The organism is Hamadaea flava (genome assembly GCF_024172085.1).
GTDB classification, from domain to species: Bacteria; Actinomycetota; Actinomycetes; order Mycobacteriales; family Micromonosporaceae; genus Hamadaea; species Hamadaea flava.
Genome location: NZ_JAMZDZ010000001.1, coordinates 2,004,343 through 2,023,904, shown reverse-complemented (window position 1 = coordinate 2,023,904; position 19,562 = coordinate 2,004,343). Strand labels below are relative to the sequence as shown.

The window sequence follows — 19,562 nt, the reverse complement described above, 5'->3', positions numbered from 1 at the left end:
AGACGAACCACCGCCGGGCGCTCCTTGTCTGCTATGGACAGTGACTTGATGTCGTTGCAGGTCAGCCCATAGATTGCACCACATGAACACGTCCATGGGGGCGTGCATCACGGCCGTGGGGGTTCAAGTCCCCCCTCGGACACAAATTTGTCGCACCAATGCACCATTTCCGTGTCCCGTGTTCGATGCCCTTCGAACACCTGGACGTCGCATCCAGCACCCTGGCCGGTGGTCGTCATGACTAGCCGGGTCATTCGGGGCCTGACGTTGCCCCCACTCCTCTCGGCCCGGACCGCCGTGGCTGCGTCGAGTCTTACTCTCCCGGCGCTGACCGCTTCTACCGACAGCTCGGTGGTCTACGGCCTGAATAGGCTCGACCGCCGCGGCCGGATCGCCTTCCGCGCCATCAAGACGCTCCTCGGCTGGGTGCCGGGCACCCAGTTGGGACTGCGTGTCACCCAGGGTGCAGCCATCTTCTCGCCGCTACTTGACGGTCCGCATGCCGTCAACGCTGCCAGTCATCTCTTCCTGTCCTGTGGCCTCCGCCGTCGACTCGGTCTCGAACATGAGGGCACGCAGGTCCTTCTTGCCGCCGATAGCAGCAACGATCGGCTGGTCCTGTTTCCGGTCGGGTTCCTTGAATCCCTCGTCGGTTCGCTTGCCGAAGCTGAGTCGGGTGATCTCTGATGACCGTTACTAGCGCAGGCCACGTGGGACGGGCAGAGATCGAGGCGGCGTTGGTGCTGCTGCGGCATCTCGGCGTGAGCCCCAGCGATCTCGCGGCCGGCGACGCTGGCGCCGGTACGGCGGTGCCGACGTTCGCCGAGTTCGTTCCGCAGGTCGCTGCGACCGTGTCGGCTGGGACGTTGAAAGCGTACGGGAGCTATTGGAATCGAGTCGTCGATGCGTGGGGTAGTCGGGCGATCGACGAGCCGACACCGCTCGAAATTCAGCAGTTCGGCGAACGCATTCGTAGCAGCCGTACCGTTCGGCGTAACGGGCGAGACGGCCGCGGAGCGGTGGAAAACTACATCGCCGCACTGCGCTGTCTCTACCGGCGTGCCGTCGCCAACGGGTTGATCCGCGAGGCGGACAACCCGGCGATTAAGGTCGCCAAACCACGTCGGCTGCCCAGCACGAGGCGGGCGTTGCCGGATGCACGGCTTGCTGAGATCAGCACCGTGGCCGCGACCACCGGAGACGACCCGGAGCTGGACTCGCTGCTCCTCCGCATCCACCTGGAGACCGCCTGCCGCCGGGGCGGGGCCCTGAAGCTGCGCCCCATGGACCTCGACGAACAGCAGTGCTTGATTCGGCTGCGAGAGAAGGGCGGAACCGAGCGCTGGCAGCCGGTGTCGCCCACCTTGATGGCGCATCTCCAAGAGCACGTGCTCCGCCGCGGAGCGCCCCACGACGGCCAACTCCTGCGGTATCGCAACGGACGCCCGATCACCTACCGCCGGTACGACGGACTCTGGGTGCGGATCGGGCGGCACTTACCGTGGGTCGCCACGCAGGGAATCAGCGCGCACTGGCTCCGCCACACCGTGCTGACTTGGGTTGAGCGGAACTTCGGATATGCCGTCGCTCGGGCCTTCGCAGGTCACACCGATGCTCGCGGAGAGGCTGGGTCGACCACTACCTACGTGAGAGCCGATGTTCAGGAGGTAGCCGGTGCTCTTGCTGCACTGACTAATGAGGCTCACCCCGCCGCATCGATCTAAACCAGTGCCTGCGACGCGCGCTCACCTGCAATATCGATGATTATCGTCTCATGTGGGCGGCCGGCGTCGTGCGCCGAATGCGATGATCATCTCGGAAGGAGTTGGCATCAGTCCACGTTGGCGGCGTCCGGTGACCAGAAGCCGTCAGTGTCCGTCACGCTGGCGTATCTGCTGGGCCTGGTCTGTCGTCGGAACGTCGGGGCGGACATTGCGAATGTGCACGAACCCCTCGGGTAGGAGCCGCGAAGCTACTTCTCGTGTTATGGATGGCGCTTCAGTTAGTTGCGTGTTGGGGACACCTCTATGCAAGCTAATCGTCTGATTCGTCCGAGATTCCTGTGTCCTCAGCATTTTGATGAAGGGCTCCATCGACTGGCTGGGTAGATGCGTTTACAAACTTGCATGTCCCGTCGATACTCGTGGAGGCGTCCTCCTAAGCTGTCTATATGCGAGCGCTAATTGTCACGACGTTTCGAGATGTCGACGACCCCGAATTGGTGCCGCTCGTAGAGATCTTGGCCTCGCAGAACGTCGGCGTGGTGATAAGCGGCATGCTTGGTGCGGGTGCCTACTTGGCGAAGGGCATGCCGTCGGACCTCGGCGTCGCCATCGCAATTCTGCCGCCCGGTGGTAACGAGGCCTCGGGCTGGTCTGCTCTGATGGTTGAGGCCGGCATCTGCCTTGGCACCGACATTCCGCTCCTGACGATAGTTCCTCGGGGCCACGAGCTTCCGCCGGCTCTGTCTGGTCAGCAGTACGTGCGCGCCGGGCTATCGGATATCGATACTCTTCGATTGCACGTGGGGATGTTCGTTCGTGCAGCGGAGTATCGACAACCTCGGCCGCGCCTGGCTGAGCACTGGTTCGACCTAAAGAGGCACGCTAGGACAGCGGAACTCGAAACTGCACCTCCTCCAGAGCAAACTGGGTCTCGGCTCGAATGGCAGGTGGCCGATCTACTGCGAGGATCCGCGTCGATGCTGGCCCGAGGCGAACCGCGTCGTCGACTCGGAATCGACGACGGAGTTGATCTCGCATTCTCGATCGGTGATCCCGCAAAAGCCATCGTTGTGGTGGTCGAGGTCAAGACGGTGAGACCGGAGCAGCAACTGGAACACGCTGTGAGCCAACTGTCATCGCACGTAGTGAGGACCCGCGCCGATCTCGGTCTGCTGGTTACCGACCGGCCCGTACATGACGCGACCACCGTGACGCAACGCGGAATCGTGCTGCTGACACTTACACAGCTCCAGGAAGTGGTGCGCGCCGGAAGGCTTGAGTCAATCTTGCGCGACGCCCGCAACCGCGCTGTCCATGGAGCGTAAGCGTGAAGCCCCAAGTCGTTGCGGAGCATCTGAAGGCCGCCGAGAAAGCACCGCACAGCCAGGCAAAAGGTAGAGCCTATGAGGATCTTGTGTGCTACCTGTTTGGCCAGGTGCCGGGCTGCCTAGTAGAACGAGATCTTACCAGTGTGTTCGATACCGAACAGATCGACATCGCGGTGGGCAATCTTCGGGTACCCGAGGGGCTTGGGCTCCTGCCACCAATTTTCCTCGTGGAGTGCAAGAACTGGGACCAGCCTGCTGACAGCCAGACGGTGGGATACTTCTTCAATATTCTTGCTAGTCGGTCAGTTGAACTTGGCATTCTTGTGGCAGCCAATGGTGTCACGGGCGATCTCATTAATGGCCGACACTCGCAGGCGTTGGGGATTGGCGCTGCGCCTCGGGGTATCAAGATGATCGTTGTAACCAGCGATGATCTCCGGCGGCTCGAAGGAATCGCCGACTTCGTTCAGCTTCTTCACCGCCGCTACCTGCGCGCCTACGCCACGGGGCAGCTTGGGGCTCCGACGCGCGGCGACTGGCCAGCAGACGCCGGCTCATCGACAATCGACGAATTAGCCTGAACTCGGCGGTTCTTCTGGGATGTTGGTGACAAATACGCCGACGCCATGTACGCCTTCGATGAGCCCGCGCGCTTTGAGCCACTGGAGAGCGGCTCGGACAACGGTGATCGAGACGCCGTACTGCTTCCTTAGCTGGTTGTTGGTCGGAAGCTGGTCTCCCGGCTTGAGCTGCCCAGATGTGATCTGGCCAGTCAGGTCGTTGATCATCTGCTGAGTCTTCGAGAGAGGTGCCACCCAAGCCCTGCCTTCTGGTCCGCGTCTCGAAGTGCATCACGAGGCCAGCCGACGGTGCAAGCGCGTAGTGCGAGTAGCGGCAAAAGTTGTGCTTGCTTAGGACATGTACATGCCCTAACTTCCGATCTGCCGCCGTCTGGTCCGCAACCCGGGCGCGGTTTGCGTTGCGGTTCCGTCCTGCTGGGCGGGGCCGCAACGTCAAAGATCGAGTTCCGCGGCCCGGAGGACGGTGGATATGCGTAATGAACGGCTCGGCACGGCGATGAGAGAGGCGGGGCTTAGCTTCTCAGATCTTGCTCACCTCGCTAACGTCAACATGAAGACGGCCCAACGGTGGTTCTACGAGGGGCGTACTCCTCGTCGCCGGGCTGGCTCGGCTGCAGCTGCGTCGCTCGGGCAGGATCCCACTTGGCTCTGGCCCGGGATGGTCGCAGTGCCAGCCCAGAATGAAGTAGCTAGCGTGTATTCGGGTTTGTCGGCTGTAGCGACAGCAGACTGGCGGCGATTCGCCGCCGAAGCTGAAGACCGGATCTGGGTCAGCACTGACGATCCACACATTGTCGATGTTCTCGGCGGGATGATGTCGTTGCTGCGGGAACGGGCGAGCGCGAAGGTCGATGTTCGTCTGCTTCTGGCGGTCGAGCATCAGATGCCAACACCGCGAAGGGTGGCGATACGTCGCCCGGAAGGCCCGTTCACGGGACCGCGAGTGGTGATCTTCGGCGGCGTGATGCTGGTCCTCTACGACCAGGCAGATTCTGCCGCGTCGCCGGTGCTCCGGCTACAACGGATCAGGGGCGGCGGGATGTTCGCTGCCTTCACGGATGCGTTCCGATTGGCATGGGCGGACGCTGTGCCGGTCCGTACGCCGAGGAAGACCGCCCGCACCCGGACAGCCGCGACTGAAGTCGTGACGGCCCGGGTGCGGTGACCCTGGCTGGGAAGGTCAGGTCGACCGCGCTGAGTTGATCAGAGCGTCGAGCCGCTGGAGCAGGTCTGAGCCTGCGTGGCTTATGTACGCGAGGGCGTGGATGAGGGCGTCGAGTCCTGTGTGCCCCCCAACTACTTCCTCGTCGAGTGGCAGTGTGGCGGTGCTGACTATGCCGATCTCGTTCGCGAGTTCCAGGACGATTTCGAGCCGTTCGTTGTTGTCGCCGTGCTCACCGAACTGGACGTCCCGAACGTACGGGTGGTCGATCTGGATAAGCCCGTTGTGCAGGAGGTCGTGGAACATGATGTCGAGGTCGGCCATGAACTCGGAGCTGTCAGAAGGATCCCACTCGGCGATCTCTTCCAGGACGAAACGGCGAAGGTCGGCGAGGTCGTAACGCAGCCACATGTGAACTCTCTTCTCGAACGGGTGCGCCCAGGACCGCTCACGGTCCTGGGCGCATTTGGCTTGCTGGCTTAGTTGGTGTCGCGGAGTCGGATGTTGGGGCGTCCTCCGCGGATGCGGCCTTCGGCGGCCGGTAGTTGGCCGTGCCAGACGACGAGGCGGTTCTTGCCTGTCGCCTTGGCGTGGCTTCGGGCTTCATCGGCTTGCGCGAGGAGGCGCGAGACGCTGTAGTCGTCGAGCCCGTTGCTCACGACGAGACCGACCGATGCTGGTAGCGGGAGCTCCCTGTGGCGGACGAGGACAGGATCACGTGTGACGGTCTCCAGCACGGCGGCCGCATGCCGAGCGGCAGTGTCGTGGTCGACATCGGACCAGGTGATCACGAACTCGTCGCCGCCTAGCCGGGCGGCCACGCCGCCGGTGTAGCTGGCAGCGCGTGCGACGCGGTCGGCGGCGAAGACCAAGACGGTGTCGCCAGCGGCGTACCCGTAGTCGTCATTGATCTGTTTGAAGTCGTCGAGGTCAAGCATGGCGACTGCGACCGGGCGTCGCCGTTGCAGCCACAGGCCGAGCGTGGCATGCAGGACGTGCCGGTTCGGTAGCCGGGTGAGCTGGTCGTGGTCGGCTCGCCAGGTCAGTTCGACGAGCGCGCCCCGCAGGCGGCGAAGATTGTGCAGAGCGACGGCGAGCGCCGCGATGAGCCCGGCGATAGTTCCGCTTGCACTTATGGCAAGGAAGGGATTCACTGAAGTCCTCCGATCGCTCCGGCGGTCTCGAGGGCAGACGTTGCCGCGTCTGCCCTCACCCTTTTGGGGCACTCGCAGTGCTGCCCATGTCGATCACGGCTTCGCTGGCCAGCTCGTACACGACTGGTGGACCGAGTACTGAGATGACGTCCGACCGGATGGTGTCCATCGGGATGCGCGCGTCGACGTGGTCGGCGGGATCGACGGCGACGTGGGTGTCGAACATGATTCGCCAGGACCAGCCGTTGTCGTGGCGTCCGAGCCGCCGCGCCCTGGCAGCGGCCGGCGTGAGGACGAGACGGGTCCGGCCTTTGACGACGAGTTCGATCGTGAATCCGGCTGCGGTGAGGAGGTCGAGAGCCTCGCGGCGGTTGCCGGTGGGCAGGGCGACATCGGCTGCGGCGATCAGGTGCAGCTGCCAGGACAGGCCGAACAGCCGGGTCGCGAGACGGCGAACCGTCCGCGCCCAGATTCGGCGGCCCAGCGCCGGTGCGCGCAGCGCTGCGGGCCAGGTTGCGAGGGTGTCGATGGTGGACATGGGACTCCTTTCAACAGAAGCGGCCCGCAGCCGATGAAGGCTGCGGGCCTGGAATGCCTGAGCTGAGCCGCTACTGTTGGCTGTCGTGGCAAGCGTTGATAGCTGCGAGCCGGTCCAGCAGCAGGTCGATCTGCCTGTCGGTCAGGTTGACCGTCTCGTTGCCGTCGCTCCCGCTGAACGCGATCAGGCCAGCACGGACGTCGCCGGACGCTCCGTAGCGCTGAGCGAGCGCCGACCCGGGCCGGTTCGGTGCCTGGCCACGGCGTGCTCCCTCCTCGTTGCACCAGGTCGTGATCGCCCCGTCGTCGGCGAGCAGCTCCAGCGGCCCGGCGACTGCGGCGTTGAGAACGGCTCCGATGTCTTCCTTGCGAAGCTCGCGGTACACATGCAAGGCGGCCCGCCCGGTTGGGTGGACGACGAGGAGACGGAACTCGGTGTGGGTCATGAGTCCTCCCTCCGCGGAGCCATGCCGTCGTCAGTGCCCCAGGGAGACGGACGGTCAGGGCTGCCGATGGCCGCCAAGGTGAAGGCGTTACTGGCTCGGATGGCCGCGTCGGTGAGCAACTCGGCGACCGCGATGAGGTCCTGGCGCGCGCCAACGGTCAACCGTGAGTCGCGCCGTGCCCCTTCGGCGTTGCCAGCGAGCTGGGTACGCCGCCGTTCGCGGTCTTCCCGGGCCAGGTGTCGGCTGAGGTTCATGGCAAGGTCCGATAGATGCGGCAGCATCGCCCCGAGCAGGGGAAGAACCTGCACCGGATCAATACGAGGCGCCCACGCATCCGTGGTCGCATGGGCAAGCCATCTGCTCAGCTGCGCTGCCACTGCCGCTGACGTCATGACGGTGCCGAAGTCGCGCTCGAAGTCGACGGTGAACGACGCGACCTCGTCAGGCAGTAGATCCTCATTCGGCTCCATCGTGCTGGCCTGAAGATCGACAACCGGATCCCCGGGGCAGGATGTCTCGTCTAGATGCCGCCACTGGGGCAAACCGTAGCCGCGAACCAGGCCCAGGTCCGAGACGAGTTGGCCGGCGCACGCACCACACAGGGCTTGGATCATCGCCCGGCCCTCCGCCACCATCCGGCTTCCTCGGCCGCTCGGGCGACAGCGAGGTCGCGAACGCCCGCCGACGCTGCGAGTGGTTTGCCGAGTGCATCCAGTTCGGCGGCGTAGGTGCTGAGCGCCGCCCGTCGAAGTCCACGAACCACGGCGTCGGCGAACCGTGAACGCAGGCGTTGTACGACGCGTATATCGGCGAACCAGTTTGGGAGAAGGCCGATCGTGTCGGCGATGATCGCGAAGTGCGCACGGGCGGCGACCAGTTCAAGCCCGTCCGGGTGCGCCAGGGTATCGGCGCCCATGACCCGAGCGGCTGCCGCGACGACACGGGCAGCATCAACGTCCTCGAGCAACCCCAGGGGGACGGTGTCGGCGAGAGTGACCAGATCGTGAGCCAGCACGTGCGGCGGGCACGGCAGCGTCCGGACGCCGAACTCGCCGATGAGACCAACGAGCGCAAGCGTCTCGGCTGCCGGCCGATGGCCGCGCTGTTTGCTGAGGCTGTTGGATACAGCTTGCCGGATCCTGGTTGGCCACGTGGCCAGAGCGAGCGGATCCCAACGCGCGTGCGCATGCGAGATCACAAGGATCGTCATCAGATGACTCCTTCGGAAACGACGAAAGGGGGCGCACCGAGTCGGTGCGCCCCCTTTGGCGGAAATGACGAAGCCCACCAGGTGGGCGGGCAGATGGTGGGGGAGAGCTGTCGGCTAGCGCTGGCGTTCCTCGACAGCCCGCAGCGCCAACTCAGCCTCGCTGGCGTGAGCGGCGACTTGCTCGGCCATCGCGGCGGCCTGACGCAACTCGGGACCAGCCGGCCGTCCATGGTTCTCGGGGAGCTGGCGGTCGACGTGGTCGGCCAGGCCAGGCAGCAGCTGCGCGAGGTGCGCCGCCAGCAGGTTGACGCCGAGCAGGACCCGGCGTGTGTCCTCTGGCTTGCGCAGGAGTTGGACGGTGTGCCCGGTGGCGTCGTGGACGTGCTCGACCGCGGCGACAGCTATGCGCAGGGACTGGATGACCCGTGCTGGTGTCAGCGGCTGCTCGTCGCCGGACAGCAACTCTGGCAGTCCACCGGGCAGGAAAGCTGGCGTCGGGACGGCGCGCGTCTCGCCGTAGAAGTCGAGATCCGCCAGATACCAGGCAGGTTTCAGCATGGACGTCCTCCTGTGATGGAGATGGGAAGCCCTGCGCGGCGGGCTGGTGAAGCGCGGAGAGTCCGGTGCTCCGTAGACGGAGGACAGCCGACCTGAAGGTGGGCGTTGTACCGAACAAACCGGTGATGAGCTGGCCGCGAGGCTTAGAGAGATGAGATGGGGCGACCGTAGCGCCGCCACCTAACAGGATCACTCCGCTCGTGGCCAGGTGCTCTAACAGACTCTGACAGCCGAGCTGAACCGCGACCTTCTCGCCTCGCTGGGGCCGGTGGCGACGGCCACCAGCGCCAACGGAAGGGGGAGGGCCGGCCGGTGGAGGGTCCTACACGTTTCGCATGATCGCGAGGTCACACTCGACTGCTTGATTATGTTCGTCAGATCGGGGTTCTGGCCGACTTTCCGTGATCGATGCTGATCCGCACTGACGATTGGCCGTGCGCGCTACCGGCCCGAGGCATTAAACAGCCGAAATGGCGGTAATGGGGCAGCTCGTCTGAGTGGCGTCAACGGGCGCGGGTCTGCAGTATGGTCGGCACTAGTCTTTGCGCGCCTACGAAGGCCGCTGGCCAACAGGAAGTACTCATGCCTCGCCGATCACCGGGCGAGATTCGGAAACACCTGCCGCTCCACGTCAGCCGACATTCGACGGCGGTTACGCGTCGCCCGCCGGTCATTCGCGGCCTTTCGGCTTCCACCAATCGTCAGATCGCTTGCTTCGAGCGCCGTCATCAGCTGCCGCCAGGCTATGTCGCGCGAACTTTCAACCGCTGGAGCCAACGAGCTCGACGTCCGCGCAACGCCGAAGGCTGGCGTTACGGATATAGCGACTCACCTATGGATCACGTCAGGACGCTGTTGGAACGAGCGATTTGGTACCTGCGGGGCAAGGCACGTCGAGAGCTGCGCCTTGCGGTTGATCCTATCGACGAGCGTGTGGTAGCGCGGACTGTCAACGACCCGTTTGCGCCATGTGACCTGCCGTGGTGGCAGCGACGTATAGAGATCTGATGGCCATTGGGCCTAGGTTCTGTCTCGCGGATCATGTCCGTCGGGCACGGCGCGTAGCCAGTCCAGAGTCTCGACGAGGTCGAGTGTGGCTCGGTAGTGGCTGGCCAGTTTGTCGAAGCGGGTGGCCAGGCCGCGCCAGTGCTTGGATTCGTCGGGGTCGAGCCCCCTTTTCGCGCACCGGCGGCATGCTGGTGCACCCGCACGATCGTGGAGTCGATCTGGGCGTCCCAGTCGATGTCGCCGTCTGCTTCGGCCAGGGCGATGACCTGCTTCTTGAGCATGGCCCACGTGCCGTCGGCGGCCCAGCGCCGGAACCGCTGGTACGCGGTCTTCCACGGGCCGTAGCGTTCGGGCAGGTCGCGCCACGGCGACCCGGTGCGCATGATCCAGCAGATCGCATTGACGACCTGCCGGTGGTCACGCCACTGGCCACCACGAGCGGCCTGCGCCGGAAGCATCGGCTCCAGCACAGCCCACTCGGCGTTGCTCAGGTCTCCACGGGCCATGTCCGTCCAACGAGCGAGACTCATGATCCGCGAGTGGGAACCTAGCCATTCGGCCGCACCGCGACGAATCTCTCCGCCAGCACCGGCCCGAGATGACCAACGATCTCGTACCCCGGTTGATCCGGCCACGGCAGGTTCAGCAGAAACGACGTGACGAGGACTTCCCGCACTTCCCGGTCGCCACGGAGATAGCTTTCATCGAAGAACGCGAGCGCATCGCGCCAACTCAGCCCGTCATCATCGCCACGGAACGCCACTAAGACATCGCTGGTGATGTCCCAGAAGAGCACGTGCGCCAGCAGGCCATCGTTGTTCTCAACGTGAGCGTCGACCTCGCCCTGAAGTCCGGGGAAGCGACACGTCATCTCCGCGATGAACTGGTCGATGCCGATCACGCTGCCGCCCCCACCCGAATCCAGCCCAGTCGGTCAGGCGCTCGGTCATGAGACAGGCCGTCCAGGATGTCGGCGAAAGACTACTCCGACTGGACGTGATCGGATGATCCGCGAGACAGAACCTAGAGGCCGCATCTTGCAAGAAGGCGATGCGAGTCAGACCAGCGCGCATTCTCTCGCGGCCCGCTGATCAGGAGGTTGTTTAACAGTTTGGGCGCCATAGGCGGGGTTCCCGGTCGGGGGGATCGCGAGTTTCGGCTCGCCTGCGGGACGGGAATATCGGCTGGTCGGACGGGCTTGGCGAAGGCCCCCGTGTAAAAGCTTCATCTGTATGCGGCGGTCCGACGTGACGCTCGTTGGGGGCTGCTGCCCGGCCGTGCTGTCGCGTTGAAGTACCAGGTTAGTCGTTGCACAGTCCGGGCGGCTTTGCATCGGCCCGGCCGCAGCCGTGTAAGTCGCTGCCAGCGTGGGCGTCGAAGCTTGACTCGTTCAACCCCGATCGGCGACATCCTGCGCGCGGGTCTGGACACGTTGCTCTGATCCGCCGGGTGCGGGCTAACCCTCTCGCTATCCAAATCCAGTCAATTCGCAACCCTGATTGCCGTGTCGGCGTCACACTGATCTCAGGTCGATCGAAACGAGGTCGGGCGATGGGCATCAAGCTGGGGTCGCTGGAGTTCTACGCTGGCCCGACCGTGCTGGGCGGTCCGGATGATCTCGACCAAGTCATCCGCACCTTCCTCGACGGTGCCAAGCACAGCCTGTTCATCGCCGTCCAGGAACTGGACTCCGAACCCATCGGACGGGCGGTCCTCGCCGCCAAAGCCCGCGGTGTCCGGGTGCAGCTGATCCTGGAAGGCGACTACCTCCGTGAGGTAGATGAGCCACTCGCCGACCCGTGGCAGCCCGGAGGCGCCAACGAAGTCAACCGCACCATCCATGCCGCGCTGCTGCGCGCCGGCCTGGATGTGGTCAGTGACCTTAACCCGGGGATCTTTCATCAGAAGTTCGTCGTGCGCGATCCTGGCCAGTCGACCGCAGCGGTGCTGACGGGCTCGACGAACTTCACCCAAACAGACACCGGCATCAACACGATCACCAGCCCGGCGTTGGCAAAAGGCAACAACCTCAACCACGTAGTCATCCTGCGCGGCGACTCCGCCGCCGGGCAGTACTTGAGGGAGTTCATGCGGATGCGCTCGGGCACGTTCGGTGAGCTCCATGAGCGCCTCGAACCGAAACCGGGGGAGTTCCGGCTCGGTCGGGTGCGTGTGAAACCGCTGTTCGCGCCGATGCACGGGCCCGAGATGGAGATCATGAAGCAGATGCTCAAGGCCCAGCACAGCATCGACTTCGCGATGTACACGTTCTCGCAAAGCTCCGGCATCGACGACACTATGCTGCGACTGCTGCCGTCGATCGCGCGTATCCGTGGTGTCCTGGACCGCGGCCAGGGGGTACACACCTGGGCTGCCACCGCACCACTCAAGGCGGCGGGAGCGGAGCTGTTCACGAACCGGCCCGGCACCGGTGTGCGCAAAGTCCACCACAAGCTGATGGTCATCGACAGCCGCCTGGTCATCATTGGCAGCTTCAACTACACCGACCCGGCGAACACCATCAACGACGAGAACATCGTCGTCCTCGGCGACCTTGAAGAGACCAATGCGCGGGCCGAAACCGCCCAACAGCAACTGGCCGCGTACGCGCTCGCCGAGATCGAACGCATCATTCAGGACCTGGCGCAACCGGTGTAGCGGCGCAGCCGTCGAAACCGCGAGACCCGAGGGCGGGCGCTGATCGGCCCGATGAACCCTCGAGTCCCTGCGCCGGCCGATGCGCCACGCTCCTAAGCGTGGAATCTGTGTGATATGCCGTGGGTTCGCCGCTGGCACGCGGGCCGCCAGTCGAGGCCTGGTCGAGCGTGACTTCCGTCCGAGCCGGGTCGGCTAGGTCTGGATTCTGCGCCGCGAACGCTTGCTCCAGCGCCTCCCACCCCAGTACCTGGATCACCTCGGCCTCGCCGGTAGTGATGGGAATCAGCCACGCCAGGACCACGGCTACGGACTCGGTGTGGCAGACGGCGAAGGACTCCGGCAGGTACCTTGGGCTGGTTGCGACCATGGCGGTGGTGTGACCGCCCGGGAAGAGGTGCCCACGTGGACCGATCACCTGCCCCTGCTGCAGCCCGGCCCTACGGCGAACCATCTCGCCTGCCACCTGGAACATCAATCCTGCCGCGCGGGCCGGGTAGTCATCGGTGGGAACATGCATCACCAACTCCTGATGCAAAGCCTCACCGTTCGGCAGACCGAGATGGCGCCGCGACAGCCCGATGGTCACCAGGGTCGTGACTCCGCCGAACGGTACGTCAGGGCCGAACCACGCCACTTGAACGCCCTCAGGCGTCGCATCATCTCCTCGGCTTCCACCTGCGATAGGCCCGAGGAACGACTCCAGGTGTTCGATCAAGTCAGCCACCCCGTGATCATCCCTGATCGGGCAACGACAAAGGTTCCGCCCCGTCATCCGGTACACCCTGGACGCCGCAGGCATCCCGGCTGCCTCCGCATCACCGTGAAAGACACGGCTCAACACCGGCCACCCCATCGGCATGACCGTGCGACTCGCGGTCACGCGACAACGGCTGGCTTACCTGACCCGCCGCTGGAGCGGTCGGGTGAGCGGGGCTGGTCGGCGAGTTGCCGTGAACCCGCGGTTCCGTTGAGGCATGCTGGCTTGAACGGATCCGCAGGTTCCGGCGAAGTCACCCGGAGTTAGAGCGAACCTGCGGGTTCAGTCAGCGTCGCAGCACCAGCACGTCCTCGTGGGCGACGAGCGCTGCGGGGATACCGTCAGCACGTGCCCGCCGCGCGGCCATGAGCCCGAACATGGATGCGCGGTGCACGATCTTGTCTCCTCGAACCGCGGCAAGCAGCGCCACGCATCGGTCCACCGTTTGGAGGCCGGCGTTTGCGGCGATCCGAAGTAGCTCGCCTGGCAGGTCGATGAAGTCGTCGGGCTTCCGGCGTACGGGCCGGCAGGTGATGACGACGGTGCCTCCGGGCCGCAGCAGCGCTGCACACGCGCTCATGATCTGTGCAAAGCCGGTAAGCAAACCATCCCAGCCCGCGTAGGCGAGGTTACCGATCTGGCGGTCACCGTACATGTGGTCGTGCTTGCGGACACCGGTCTCTGTGAGTCGCACCAGACCGTGCGTGGCGCGTCCGTACGGCGGCGACGTCAGGACGAGCCCGACAGTTCCTTGCAGCGAGGCGGGCAGCAGTGACGGCATTGCCGTCGCGTCTCCGGTTACCGCCTGGCCAACACCGCTTGCACCCTGCGAGGCGGCGAGCGCGAGGTTGGCCTCCGCCAGCGCGGTGTAGCGGGGCTCGATGTCGATGCCTATCGCGTTTCGGCCGGCGTGCACGGCTTCGACGAGCGTGGTGCCTGATCCGCACATGGGATCGAGAACAAGGTCCCCAGGAGCTGTGTAGGTGACGATCGCGTGCGCTGCCAGCGCTGGCAACATCTTGGCGGGATGTGTCGACGTCTCCGGTACGTATCGGCCGCGCCGCTGATCTCGGGCAGGCTGCTGGCAGGTGAGCCAGACCGAGCTGACGGATGGTTCATCCATCGCGGTCCTGCTCCCGCTCGGCGGTCAGCAGCAGCAGGTCGGTGTGAATACGGAGATGTCTTCCGTCATCCTGGAGGCTCTGACCTGCTGAGTCGAGCTGATGCGCGACGACGATATGTTGCAGATATCGCAGGCCGACGTCGTGGGCGGCTCGGACGATCTCGGCATACCCTGCCGGATCGGCGTGCGGAAGGACCACCACGACGCACCCGCCAGGTAGAAGCCGATCGTCTGCCACGTCGAAGAAGTCCCGGGCGTCGACGTCGGTGACCGGCCAGCCGGTGACGATGAGTGCGGCGTGTTCGGCTCCGGTAGATAGGGCAGTTGGGGCATGCAGCGTGCTGTGCCGGCCGGTCATGAGAACGGCGCGGGCGAGCTGGGTGCCCTCGGTCATGTCGATGATGAGCTGGCCGCGGTGGGTCATGTTGATGATGAGCCGGTGGGCGAGGCTGAACGAAACCAGTTCGCCTGAGGGTTCCCTGGCCTCGTGCCAGACGGTGATCGGGACCGGTGGATCGCCGGGAATGACGTCTCCAGTCGGGATGGGTGCGGACTCGTTGCGACGTGCTTGGACCATCGGCGGTATGGCCCCCGGAATCCGGACTGGCGTACTGACTCCTCTGAGACGGGTCTGTGAGCCGGATCGAACACTCGGACAGGCCGTTCGGTCTAACAGCGCAGGCAGCTGAGCTGCGTCTCGACCTGACAGCGTTCAGGGCGTGTGTTGCACGGAGCTCTGTCAGGTGGCGCGAGTCGATCAAATCTGACAGAGAGGCTCACTGTCAGGACACGGCGCTCCACTGAGGGCCAGGCCGTTTCACCATTCGGCGAGCCAATCTCCAGGAGACACTCATGCGTCCCACATCCGCCATGGCCAGCCTTCAGATCACATTTACCGCCCTCACGACCGGCCCCAAGCCTCTGGCTCTGGAGACAAGGTCGATCGTGGGCCTTCCCGGTGCCTCGATGCCACTCGACCGGCTCCGCGATCTGCTTAGGGAAGGAAAGATCCCGCCCGACTCGGTTGACGTCGTGTGGCGCCGCCTTTCCGCCAACGCCAGACACGGGGATCCTCAGTGGGTGGTCGGGGCACTTGGTGTCGCGCTGCCGGGTCTACGCCGGATGGCTAGCAGGCTCGGCTCGGCGCATCCGCGGCACGCCGCCGATATCGAGGCCGAGCTGCTGATGGCCTTCCTGCACGAGTTGAGGATGAGCGACCTCGACCGGCCCCGGTTGTGGCAGCGATGGTGCTGGGCGGCTTGGCGATCGGCGAAGAACGCGGTTCGCGCCGACGAAACCAGCGAACTGCCACCAGAACGCGACAGCGGGTCGCGTACGCCCCTACCACCGTACGGGCATCCCGACCTTGTTCTCGGCCGAGCCGTCGCGGCGGGCGTCCTGACGGCTGAACAGGCTGAACTCATATCCGCCACCCGATTCGGCGGTGTTCACATCGAACAGCTCGCGGCCGACGCCGAGGTCTCGCCAGCGGTTCTCCGGATGCGCCGTCGTCGGGCTGAACTCAAGATCGCCGCAGCGTTGGGAAGGCCTCTGGACACGGAGTCTAGCCGGAGTCGAGAGCGTGGCAGCGTCGCGTTGGGCCGGAGATCTATGTCGAACTGAGTGAGTGTTTGAGGAGTCGCGGTCAGATGCACCGCGGCTCGTCAGGAGATGCTGTTACGCGCGGCGGCGATTGGGCTTATGGCCGTGGCTGGCACGATGTTGTGACTCCGTTGGGCAGGCCAAGCCTTGTGCAAGGTCGGCCTGCGTGAGCACCGGGCACCCGAGGCGGGTTGATAGCCACCGGCGCTGATAGCTGGTCAGATCATTGATGAAGACGACGGCGTCGGCGTTCGTACTCGAACGGGTCGTGACGATCTCGTCGAGCTTCCCCCGGCCGATGAGGAAACGGCGTGACAGCGGAGAGGACATCAGTCGTACACCGCCATCGGAGACACCCCGGCGCTGAACGAATCGGCCCAGTACCTGACCTCCCAGCGCCGTGACCTGTGCTTGCAGCTCGTCGAGGCGGTCCGCGTAGTCGCGGTCTTTCGCTGGGAACAGTCCCGCGAGGATCACGGAGTGGATGGCGGTCACCGGCACAGCATCGCAGGTCAGTGTCCGTACTCCACCGGATACTCAGTCCTCGGCGGTCAGGGCGTGAGCAGCACCGGCACGCCCAGGTCGCCGCCGACCGCCAAGCCTCGGGAAGTATTCCGCAGAATCAGCTTCGCGGCGGCTGCGCCGCCGGAGCCAGGCCGTCGACAGCGAGGTGACCATCGCGGTATCGCAGCAACCACTACTTCCCTGCGGGCACCCGCTCCATCGAAACACCATGCCCGTTGTCCTTCATGACCTTGACGCGGCGGGACACCTCGGCGCCGAGCCCCGAAGGGATCGAGCTTTGACCCGAGCTCAGGCAGCCTCGTGGCTTAACGCAGGTCCACCTCGACATCGTGCTCCGTGAGCATGTCCAACAGGTATTCGAGGGTGACCGCGGGGCTCAGCCGACGCCGATCGTAGCCGGCGACGAGGTGCTCGCGGGCCACCGCCGAGTCGTGCCACATGAGCCGAAACGGTGCCTGTGCGCCGAACCTGCCGCGCAGACAGTCGTCGAGGGCGTCGAGGTTGCAGCCGAAGTATCCGCCCGGACCGTTGATCGCCTCGCCGATCGCGCAATAGAAACCTTCGATGTCAGTCACGAACCGGCCGTCAAGGTTGTATGTGGTGCCGGCTGGCTGGTCCGAGGTCCCGGATCGGTTGGCGAGCGCCATTCCGGCCCAATGGTCGCGTAGCTCCCGGTCGTAGCCAGCCCACAGATTCTTCTCGGCGGCCCGTCCGGTGTGCCAGTGTTCCAGGATGCCGAGGACTCCCGTCGGCAGCGGTTCCTGCGGTTCGCTGTCGACCGTGATGTCGAGGAGCCCGGCACCGTGTTGCGACGGTTCGCCTGCGCGGACTGTTCCGGACACCACCGCCCCGGTCACCGCGCTGACTGATCCATCGGCCGCGATCAGGTGGACCACCGCGCGGATCCGACGACGCCGTAGGCCGGCCTCGGTCGCCTGCCCGACAGCACAGAGCGCGGTCAGCAGCGGGGACTCCGGATGGCAGCCGAGCAGCCGGACCTGCGGCACGGGTGGCGCGGCTTGCTCACGGAACACGCCAGTGACGTCCTGGCAGGTGCCGTAAGGGATTTCGTCCGGGCCCCGCAGGACGAACTCGGTGACGCTGCTGGGGCGCACCACCGCGTCCGTGCGGTCGTAGACGTGGACGAAGCCGTCGAGGTCGATGTCGAGGGTTCCCGGTATCGAGACGTTCGGCCGCTGAGCGAGCACGACGACGTCACCGAGGTCCTCGCCCCACCAGGACGGCGCAACGCCTTGCGGTGGGGCAGGCTCCGTCACACTGACGCTCCCCAACCAGGCTCGTTCGGTGCCCAGTGCCTCGGCCGGCAGGCGGTCGAGCAGATTGGCAAGCGCGCCGTCCGGGGCGCAGCCGACCAGCGTGAACCGCTCCCGCGGCCGGGGTAGCTGATCGACAAACAGTCCTTCGATCTCCGCGCACCGCGCCAGCGGAATGTCGTCCTCGTATGTGCAGTCGAAGCCAACATCGCCCAGAAGCAGCCAGCGCGCATCAACCGAGTACGCCTGCATCGGCCGCCGGTGCTCCGGCGGAAGGTCAGCCTCGGCACCCGTGCTCGTCGTCACTCCGCGACCCTACCCGGGGCAGACTTCAAGATCGAGACGCCTTTTTGGCGGCGCAGCACCGAATACCCGTAGCCCAACACATCGGCAAGGCGGCTGTCCTTTCTCAGTTAACCTGCCCCAGGTCGGGAGGCTCTGAGCTGGGCGGATCAGTTTGATTGAGAATGTGGGGGGTCGGATGTTCTCAGGTGTTCTGCTCCGCTGGCGCGTTTGCGTCGGGGTTTCTCAGTCTTTCTGCTCCGCGGGACGGTGCGGCTGCGATTTCTCTCGCGGATGTATGGCTGACGGAGCCGTAGAGAGTTCGGCGCCGTGTTCGGTCGATGACGTGTTCCCAGATCTGCCATCGGGTGATGTTTGGGTCGCGGGCTACAAAATCGTCGATGATGCGCTGGGACTTGCGCCGTGCGGCACACTGTGGGTCATGGCAGCCTGGCGTCGCGCCGAGCCCGTTGGCATCTCCACGGTGATGGCGCTCGTTTTCGTCATCATCGGCCTCGGGCTCGCAGCCGTGATCACCATCGCTACCGTCGCAGGCACCGGCCACTGGGTCGTCAACCCCATCGTCGGGATCCTGGGCATCTATGGCTTCCTGACCCTGTGGACCGGACTCGCGTGGCGTCTGTACCGCACCGGCCTCTACGTCTCTGACGAGGCGGTCCGCGTCGTGTACCCGTGGCGGAACCGGGTCGTCGCATGGAACGACATCGCGGATATCACCAGCGAGCCTGCGATGTTGGGCGGTTGGGCAACGGCGCGCAACGCGATCTACCTCAACCTCGCCAACGGCGACAGGTTGGAGACGCCAGTGCAACGCCAGACAGGCAGGTTCACCGGCGGAATACGCAAGAACATCGGGCCGGTGCTCGGGCAGGCTGACTTCGACGCCACCTTGCTCTTTCTACGTGAGATGCGCAATTACGCCAAAGCCGGGGAGTTGCCGACCTCGCCGAGGACTGACCAAGCGGAGCAGATTGGCTGAGAAATCCGCCGGTCGGAGCAGAAAGACTGAGAACGGCGCAGGTCAACTGAGGAAGAACAGCGGCTCAGCCGGACGTGCTGGGCGGCGGTGTCAGGTGCTGTTAGATCTCCGTGTGCCGACGTCGATTCGATTCACCTGACAGGTCGGGCTATTCGGGTGCGCGTCATTTACGACGCGCCCGCCGCGGCCGAGCCGCACCACGTGACACCAAAGGCCGGGTTCCGGAGAAGGCGTACTGACAGCCGACCTTGACGAGAGCGAGGAGGAGCGCCCCCGCCCTGGCCAACGGTGTCACAAACTCGCCGCGGCGGACCACCTCATAAGTGGAGTCCCGCCATGAACCCCGTTCTGCACAACGCGGTCGACCTCGTCCTTTCGGTGCCTGCCCAAGCGCCGGCCTCGATCGATCAGGTCATCGACAACCTCAAAAAGTGGATCATCGGTATTCTCGCTGCTGTCGCGAGCCTCTTCCTGGTCATTGGCGGCTTGCGTTACATCACCGCCGGTGGCGATCCCGGTCAGGTGGAGCAGGCCAAGGCGAACCTTCGCAACGCGCTGGTCGGATACGCGCTCGCCGTGCTGGCGCCGCTGATCCTGGCCGTCCTGCAGGGCATCGTAGGGTCCGGGAGCTAG

24 protein-coding genes are annotated in these 19,562 nt (G+C 65.0%); 9 read left to right on the top strand and 15 right to left on the bottom strand.

Annotated features, from left to right (window positions below):
- Nucleotides 1–351: 351 nt before the first annotated feature.
- The 4 genes from HDA40_RS09585 to HDA40_RS09570 all read left to right on the top strand — a co-directional run bounded on the left by HDA40_RS09585 (nt 352) and on the right by HDA40_RS09570 (nt 3,633).
- A complete protein-coding gene (locus HDA40_RS09585) occupies nt 352–687 on the top strand; it encodes a hypothetical protein (protein WP_253754094.1) in 336 nt (111 codons plus the stop codon).
- A 23-nt stretch (nt 688–710) separates the two neighbouring features.
- Nucleotides 711–1,724, top strand: coding sequence for a tyrosine-type recombinase/integrase (locus HDA40_RS09580; protein ID WP_253754092.1), 1,014 nt, complete (start codon nt 711–713; stop codon nt 1,722–1,724).
- 446 nt (nt 1,725–2,170) lie between these two features.
- Nucleotides 2,171–3,049, top strand: coding sequence for a hypothetical protein (locus HDA40_RS09575; protein WP_253754089.1), 879 nt, complete (start codon nt 2,171–2,173; stop codon nt 3,047–3,049).
- Nucleotides 3,050–3,051: 2 nt separating this feature from the next.
- The gene (locus tag HDA40_RS09570) at nt 3,052–3,633 is read left to right on the top strand and encodes a hypothetical protein (RefSeq protein ID WP_253754087.1); all 582 of its coding nucleotides are present in this window, start codon (nt 3,052–3,054) and stop codon (nt 3,631–3,633) included.
- Here HDA40_RS09570 and HDA40_RS09565 read toward each other — a convergent pair.
- A complete protein-coding gene (locus HDA40_RS09565; RefSeq protein ID WP_253754085.1) occupies nt 3,625–3,840 on the bottom strand; it encodes a winged helix-turn-helix domain-containing protein in 216 nt (71 codons plus the stop codon). The genes HDA40_RS09570 and HDA40_RS09565 overlap by 9 nt on opposite strands.
- Nucleotides 3,841–4,327: 487 nt before the next feature.
- Here HDA40_RS09565 and HDA40_RS09560 point away from each other — a divergent pair, with 487 nt between their 5' ends.
- Nucleotides 4,328–4,798, top strand: coding sequence for a hypothetical protein (locus tag HDA40_RS09560; protein ID WP_253754083.1), 471 nt, complete (start codon nt 4,328–4,330; stop codon nt 4,796–4,798).
- Nucleotides 4,799–4,813: 15 nt separating this feature from the next.
- On the opposite strand, the gene HDA40_RS09555 is transcribed toward HDA40_RS09560, so the two are convergent.
- The 9 genes from HDA40_RS09555 to HDA40_RS09515 all read right to left on the bottom strand — a co-directional run bounded on the left by HDA40_RS09555 (nt 4,814) and on the right by HDA40_RS09515 (nt 10,609).
- Complete coding sequence (locus HDA40_RS09555) at nt 4,814–5,206, bottom strand: hypothetical protein (RefSeq protein WP_253754081.1); 393 nt, start codon at nt 5,204–5,206, stop codon at nt 4,814–4,816.
- Between the two features lie 68 nt (nt 5,207–5,274).
- Nucleotides 5,275–5,949 (bottom strand): GGDEF domain-containing protein, encoded by a 675-nt coding sequence (locus HDA40_RS09550; RefSeq protein ID WP_253754079.1) that lies wholly within the window; start codon nt 5,947–5,949, stop codon nt 5,275–5,277.
- 55 nt (nt 5,950–6,004) lie between these two features.
- Nucleotides 6,005–6,487, bottom strand: a complete 483-nt coding sequence (locus HDA40_RS09545) for a hypothetical protein (RefSeq protein ID WP_253754076.1) — start codon at nt 6,485–6,487, stop codon at nt 6,005–6,007.
- 70 nt (nt 6,488–6,557) lie between these two features.
- A complete protein-coding gene (locus HDA40_RS09540) occupies nt 6,558–6,932 on the bottom strand; it encodes a DUF3846 domain-containing protein (protein ID WP_253754073.1) in 375 nt (124 codons plus the stop codon).
- Nucleotides 6,929–7,546 carry a hypothetical protein gene (locus HDA40_RS09535; RefSeq protein ID WP_253754071.1) on the bottom strand — a complete coding sequence of 206 codons (618 nt, stop codon included), beginning with the start codon at nt 7,544–7,546 and terminating at the stop codon, nt 6,929–6,931. Before HDA40_RS09535 ends, HDA40_RS09540 begins: the two co-directional genes overlap by 4 nt.
- Nucleotides 7,543–8,142: a hypothetical protein gene (locus HDA40_RS09530; RefSeq protein ID WP_253754069.1), complete on the bottom strand. Its 600-nt coding sequence runs from the start codon at nt 8,140–8,142 to the stop codon at nt 7,543–7,545. Before HDA40_RS09530 ends, HDA40_RS09535 begins: the two co-directional genes overlap by 4 nt.
- 114 nt (nt 8,143–8,256) lie before the next feature.
- A complete protein-coding gene (locus HDA40_RS09525) occupies nt 8,257–8,700 on the bottom strand; it encodes a hypothetical protein (RefSeq protein ID WP_253754066.1) in 444 nt (147 codons plus the stop codon).
- A gap of 839 nt (nt 8,701–9,539) precedes the next feature.
- A complete protein-coding gene (locus HDA40_RS41380) occupies nt 9,540–10,214 on the bottom strand; it encodes an IS5 family transposase (protein ID WP_275978764.1) in 675 nt (224 codons plus the stop codon).
- 41 nt (nt 10,215–10,255) lie between these two features.
- A complete protein-coding gene (locus HDA40_RS09515) occupies nt 10,256–10,609 on the bottom strand; it encodes a DUF7674 family protein (protein WP_253754064.1) in 354 nt (117 codons plus the stop codon).
- A gap of 650 nt (nt 10,610–11,259) precedes the next feature.
- On the opposite strand from HDA40_RS09515, the gene HDA40_RS09510 reads away from it, so the two are divergent.
- Nucleotides 11,260–12,366, top strand: coding sequence for a phospholipase D-like domain-containing protein (locus tag HDA40_RS09510; protein WP_253754062.1), 1,107 nt, complete (start codon nt 11,260–11,262; stop codon nt 12,364–12,366).
- Here the strand turns inward: HDA40_RS09510 and HDA40_RS09505 are convergent.
- The 3 genes from HDA40_RS09505 to HDA40_RS09495 all read right to left on the bottom strand — a co-directional run bounded on the left by HDA40_RS09505 (nt 12,338) and on the right by HDA40_RS09495 (nt 14,823).
- Nucleotides 12,338–13,090: a suppressor of fused domain protein gene (locus HDA40_RS09505; RefSeq protein WP_253754060.1), complete on the bottom strand. Its 753-nt coding sequence runs from the start codon at nt 13,088–13,090 to the stop codon at nt 12,338–12,340. The two genes, HDA40_RS09510 and HDA40_RS09505, sit on opposite strands and share 29 nt — an antisense overlap.
- A 319-nt stretch (nt 13,091–13,409) precedes the next feature.
- Nucleotides 13,410–14,246 (bottom strand): TRM11 family SAM-dependent methyltransferase, encoded by an 837-nt coding sequence (locus HDA40_RS09500; protein ID WP_253754058.1) that lies wholly within the window; start codon nt 14,244–14,246, stop codon nt 13,410–13,412.
- Nucleotides 14,239–14,823 (bottom strand): hypothetical protein, encoded by a 585-nt coding sequence (locus HDA40_RS09495; protein ID WP_253754056.1) that lies wholly within the window; start codon nt 14,821–14,823, stop codon nt 14,239–14,241. Before HDA40_RS09495 ends, HDA40_RS09500 begins: the two co-directional genes overlap by 8 nt.
- A gap of 275 nt (nt 14,824–15,098) precedes the next feature.
- On the opposite strand from HDA40_RS09495, the gene HDA40_RS09490 reads away from it, so the two are divergent.
- A complete protein-coding gene (locus HDA40_RS09490) occupies nt 15,099–15,869 on the top strand; it encodes a hypothetical protein (RefSeq protein WP_253754053.1) in 771 nt (256 codons plus the stop codon).
- Between the two features lie 54 nt (nt 15,870–15,923).
- Here HDA40_RS09490 and HDA40_RS09485 read toward each other — a convergent pair whose 3' ends face one another.
- Entirely contained in the window at nt 15,924–16,343 is a 420-nt protein-coding gene (locus tag HDA40_RS09485; protein WP_253754052.1) for an HflX-like GTP-binding protein, read from the bottom strand.
- 335 nt (nt 16,344–16,678) lie between these two features.
- A complete protein-coding gene (locus tag HDA40_RS09480) occupies nt 16,679–17,953 on the bottom strand; it encodes a barstar family protein (protein WP_253754050.1) in 1,275 nt (424 codons plus the stop codon).
- Between the two features lie 322 nt (nt 17,954–18,275).
- On the opposite strand from HDA40_RS09480, the gene HDA40_RS09475 reads away from it, so the two are divergent.
- Together HDA40_RS09475 and HDA40_RS09470 are read left to right on the top strand one after the other, a co-directional pair.
- Nucleotides 18,276–18,929, top strand: a complete 654-nt coding sequence (locus tag HDA40_RS09475; RefSeq protein WP_253754048.1) for a hypothetical protein — start codon at nt 18,276–18,278, stop codon at nt 18,927–18,929.
- Between the two features lie 336 nt (nt 18,930–19,265).
- Complete coding sequence (locus HDA40_RS09470) at nt 19,266–19,562, top strand: pilin (protein WP_253754046.1); 297 nt, start codon at nt 19,266–19,268, stop codon at nt 19,560–19,562.

What these genes read in the sequence shown, in the direction of transcription:
- HDA40_RS09575 (WP_253754089.1), top strand. Translation starts at nt 2,171, where the DNA reads ATGCGAGCGCTAATTGTCACGACGTTTCGAGATGTCGACGACCCCGAA.
- HDA40_RS09565 (WP_253754085.1), bottom strand. Translation starts at nt 3,840, where the DNA reads ATGATCAACGACCTGACTGGCCAGATCACATCTGGGCAGCTCAAGCCG.
- HDA40_RS09555 (WP_253754081.1), bottom strand. Translation starts at nt 5,206, where the DNA reads ATGTGGCTGCGTTACGACCTCGCCGACCTTCGCCGTTTCGTCCTGGAA.
- HDA40_RS09545 (WP_253754076.1), bottom strand. Translation starts at nt 6,487, where the DNA reads ATGTCCACCATCGACACCCTCGCAACCTGGCCCGCAGCGCTGCGCGCA.
- HDA40_RS09540 (WP_253754073.1), bottom strand. Translation starts at nt 6,932, where the DNA reads ATGACCCACACCGAGTTCCGTCTCCTCGTCGTCCACCCAACCGGGCGG.
- HDA40_RS09535 (WP_253754071.1), bottom strand. Translation starts at nt 7,546, where the DNA reads ATGATCCAAGCCCTGTGTGGTGCGTGCGCCGGCCAACTCGTCTCGGAC.
- HDA40_RS09530 (WP_253754069.1), bottom strand. Translation starts at nt 8,142, where the DNA reads ATGACGATCCTTGTGATCTCGCATGCGCACGCGCGTTGGGATCCGCTC.
- HDA40_RS09525 (WP_253754066.1), bottom strand. Translation starts at nt 8,700, where the DNA reads ATGCTGAAACCTGCCTGGTATCTGGCGGATCTCGACTTCTACGGCGAG.
- HDA40_RS41380 (WP_275978764.1), bottom strand. Translation starts at nt 10,214, where the DNA reads ATGGCCCGTGGAGACCTGAGCAACGCCGAGTGGGCTGTGCTGGAGCCG.
- HDA40_RS09510 (WP_253754062.1), top strand. Translation starts at nt 11,260, where the DNA reads ATGGGCATCAAGCTGGGGTCGCTGGAGTTCTACGCTGGCCCGACCGTG.
- HDA40_RS09500 (WP_253754058.1), bottom strand. Translation starts at nt 14,246, where the DNA reads ATGGATGAACCATCCGTCAGCTCGGTCTGGCTCACCTGCCAGCAGCCT.
- HDA40_RS09495 (WP_253754056.1), bottom strand. Translation starts at nt 14,823, where the DNA reads ATGGTCCAAGCACGTCGCAACGAGTCCGCACCCATCCCGACTGGAGAC.
- HDA40_RS09490 (WP_253754053.1), top strand. Translation starts at nt 15,099, where the DNA reads ATGCGTCCCACATCCGCCATGGCCAGCCTTCAGATCACATTTACCGCC.
- HDA40_RS09470 (WP_253754046.1), top strand. Translation starts at nt 19,266, where the DNA reads ATGAACCCCGTTCTGCACAACGCGGTCGACCTCGTCCTTTCGGTGCCT.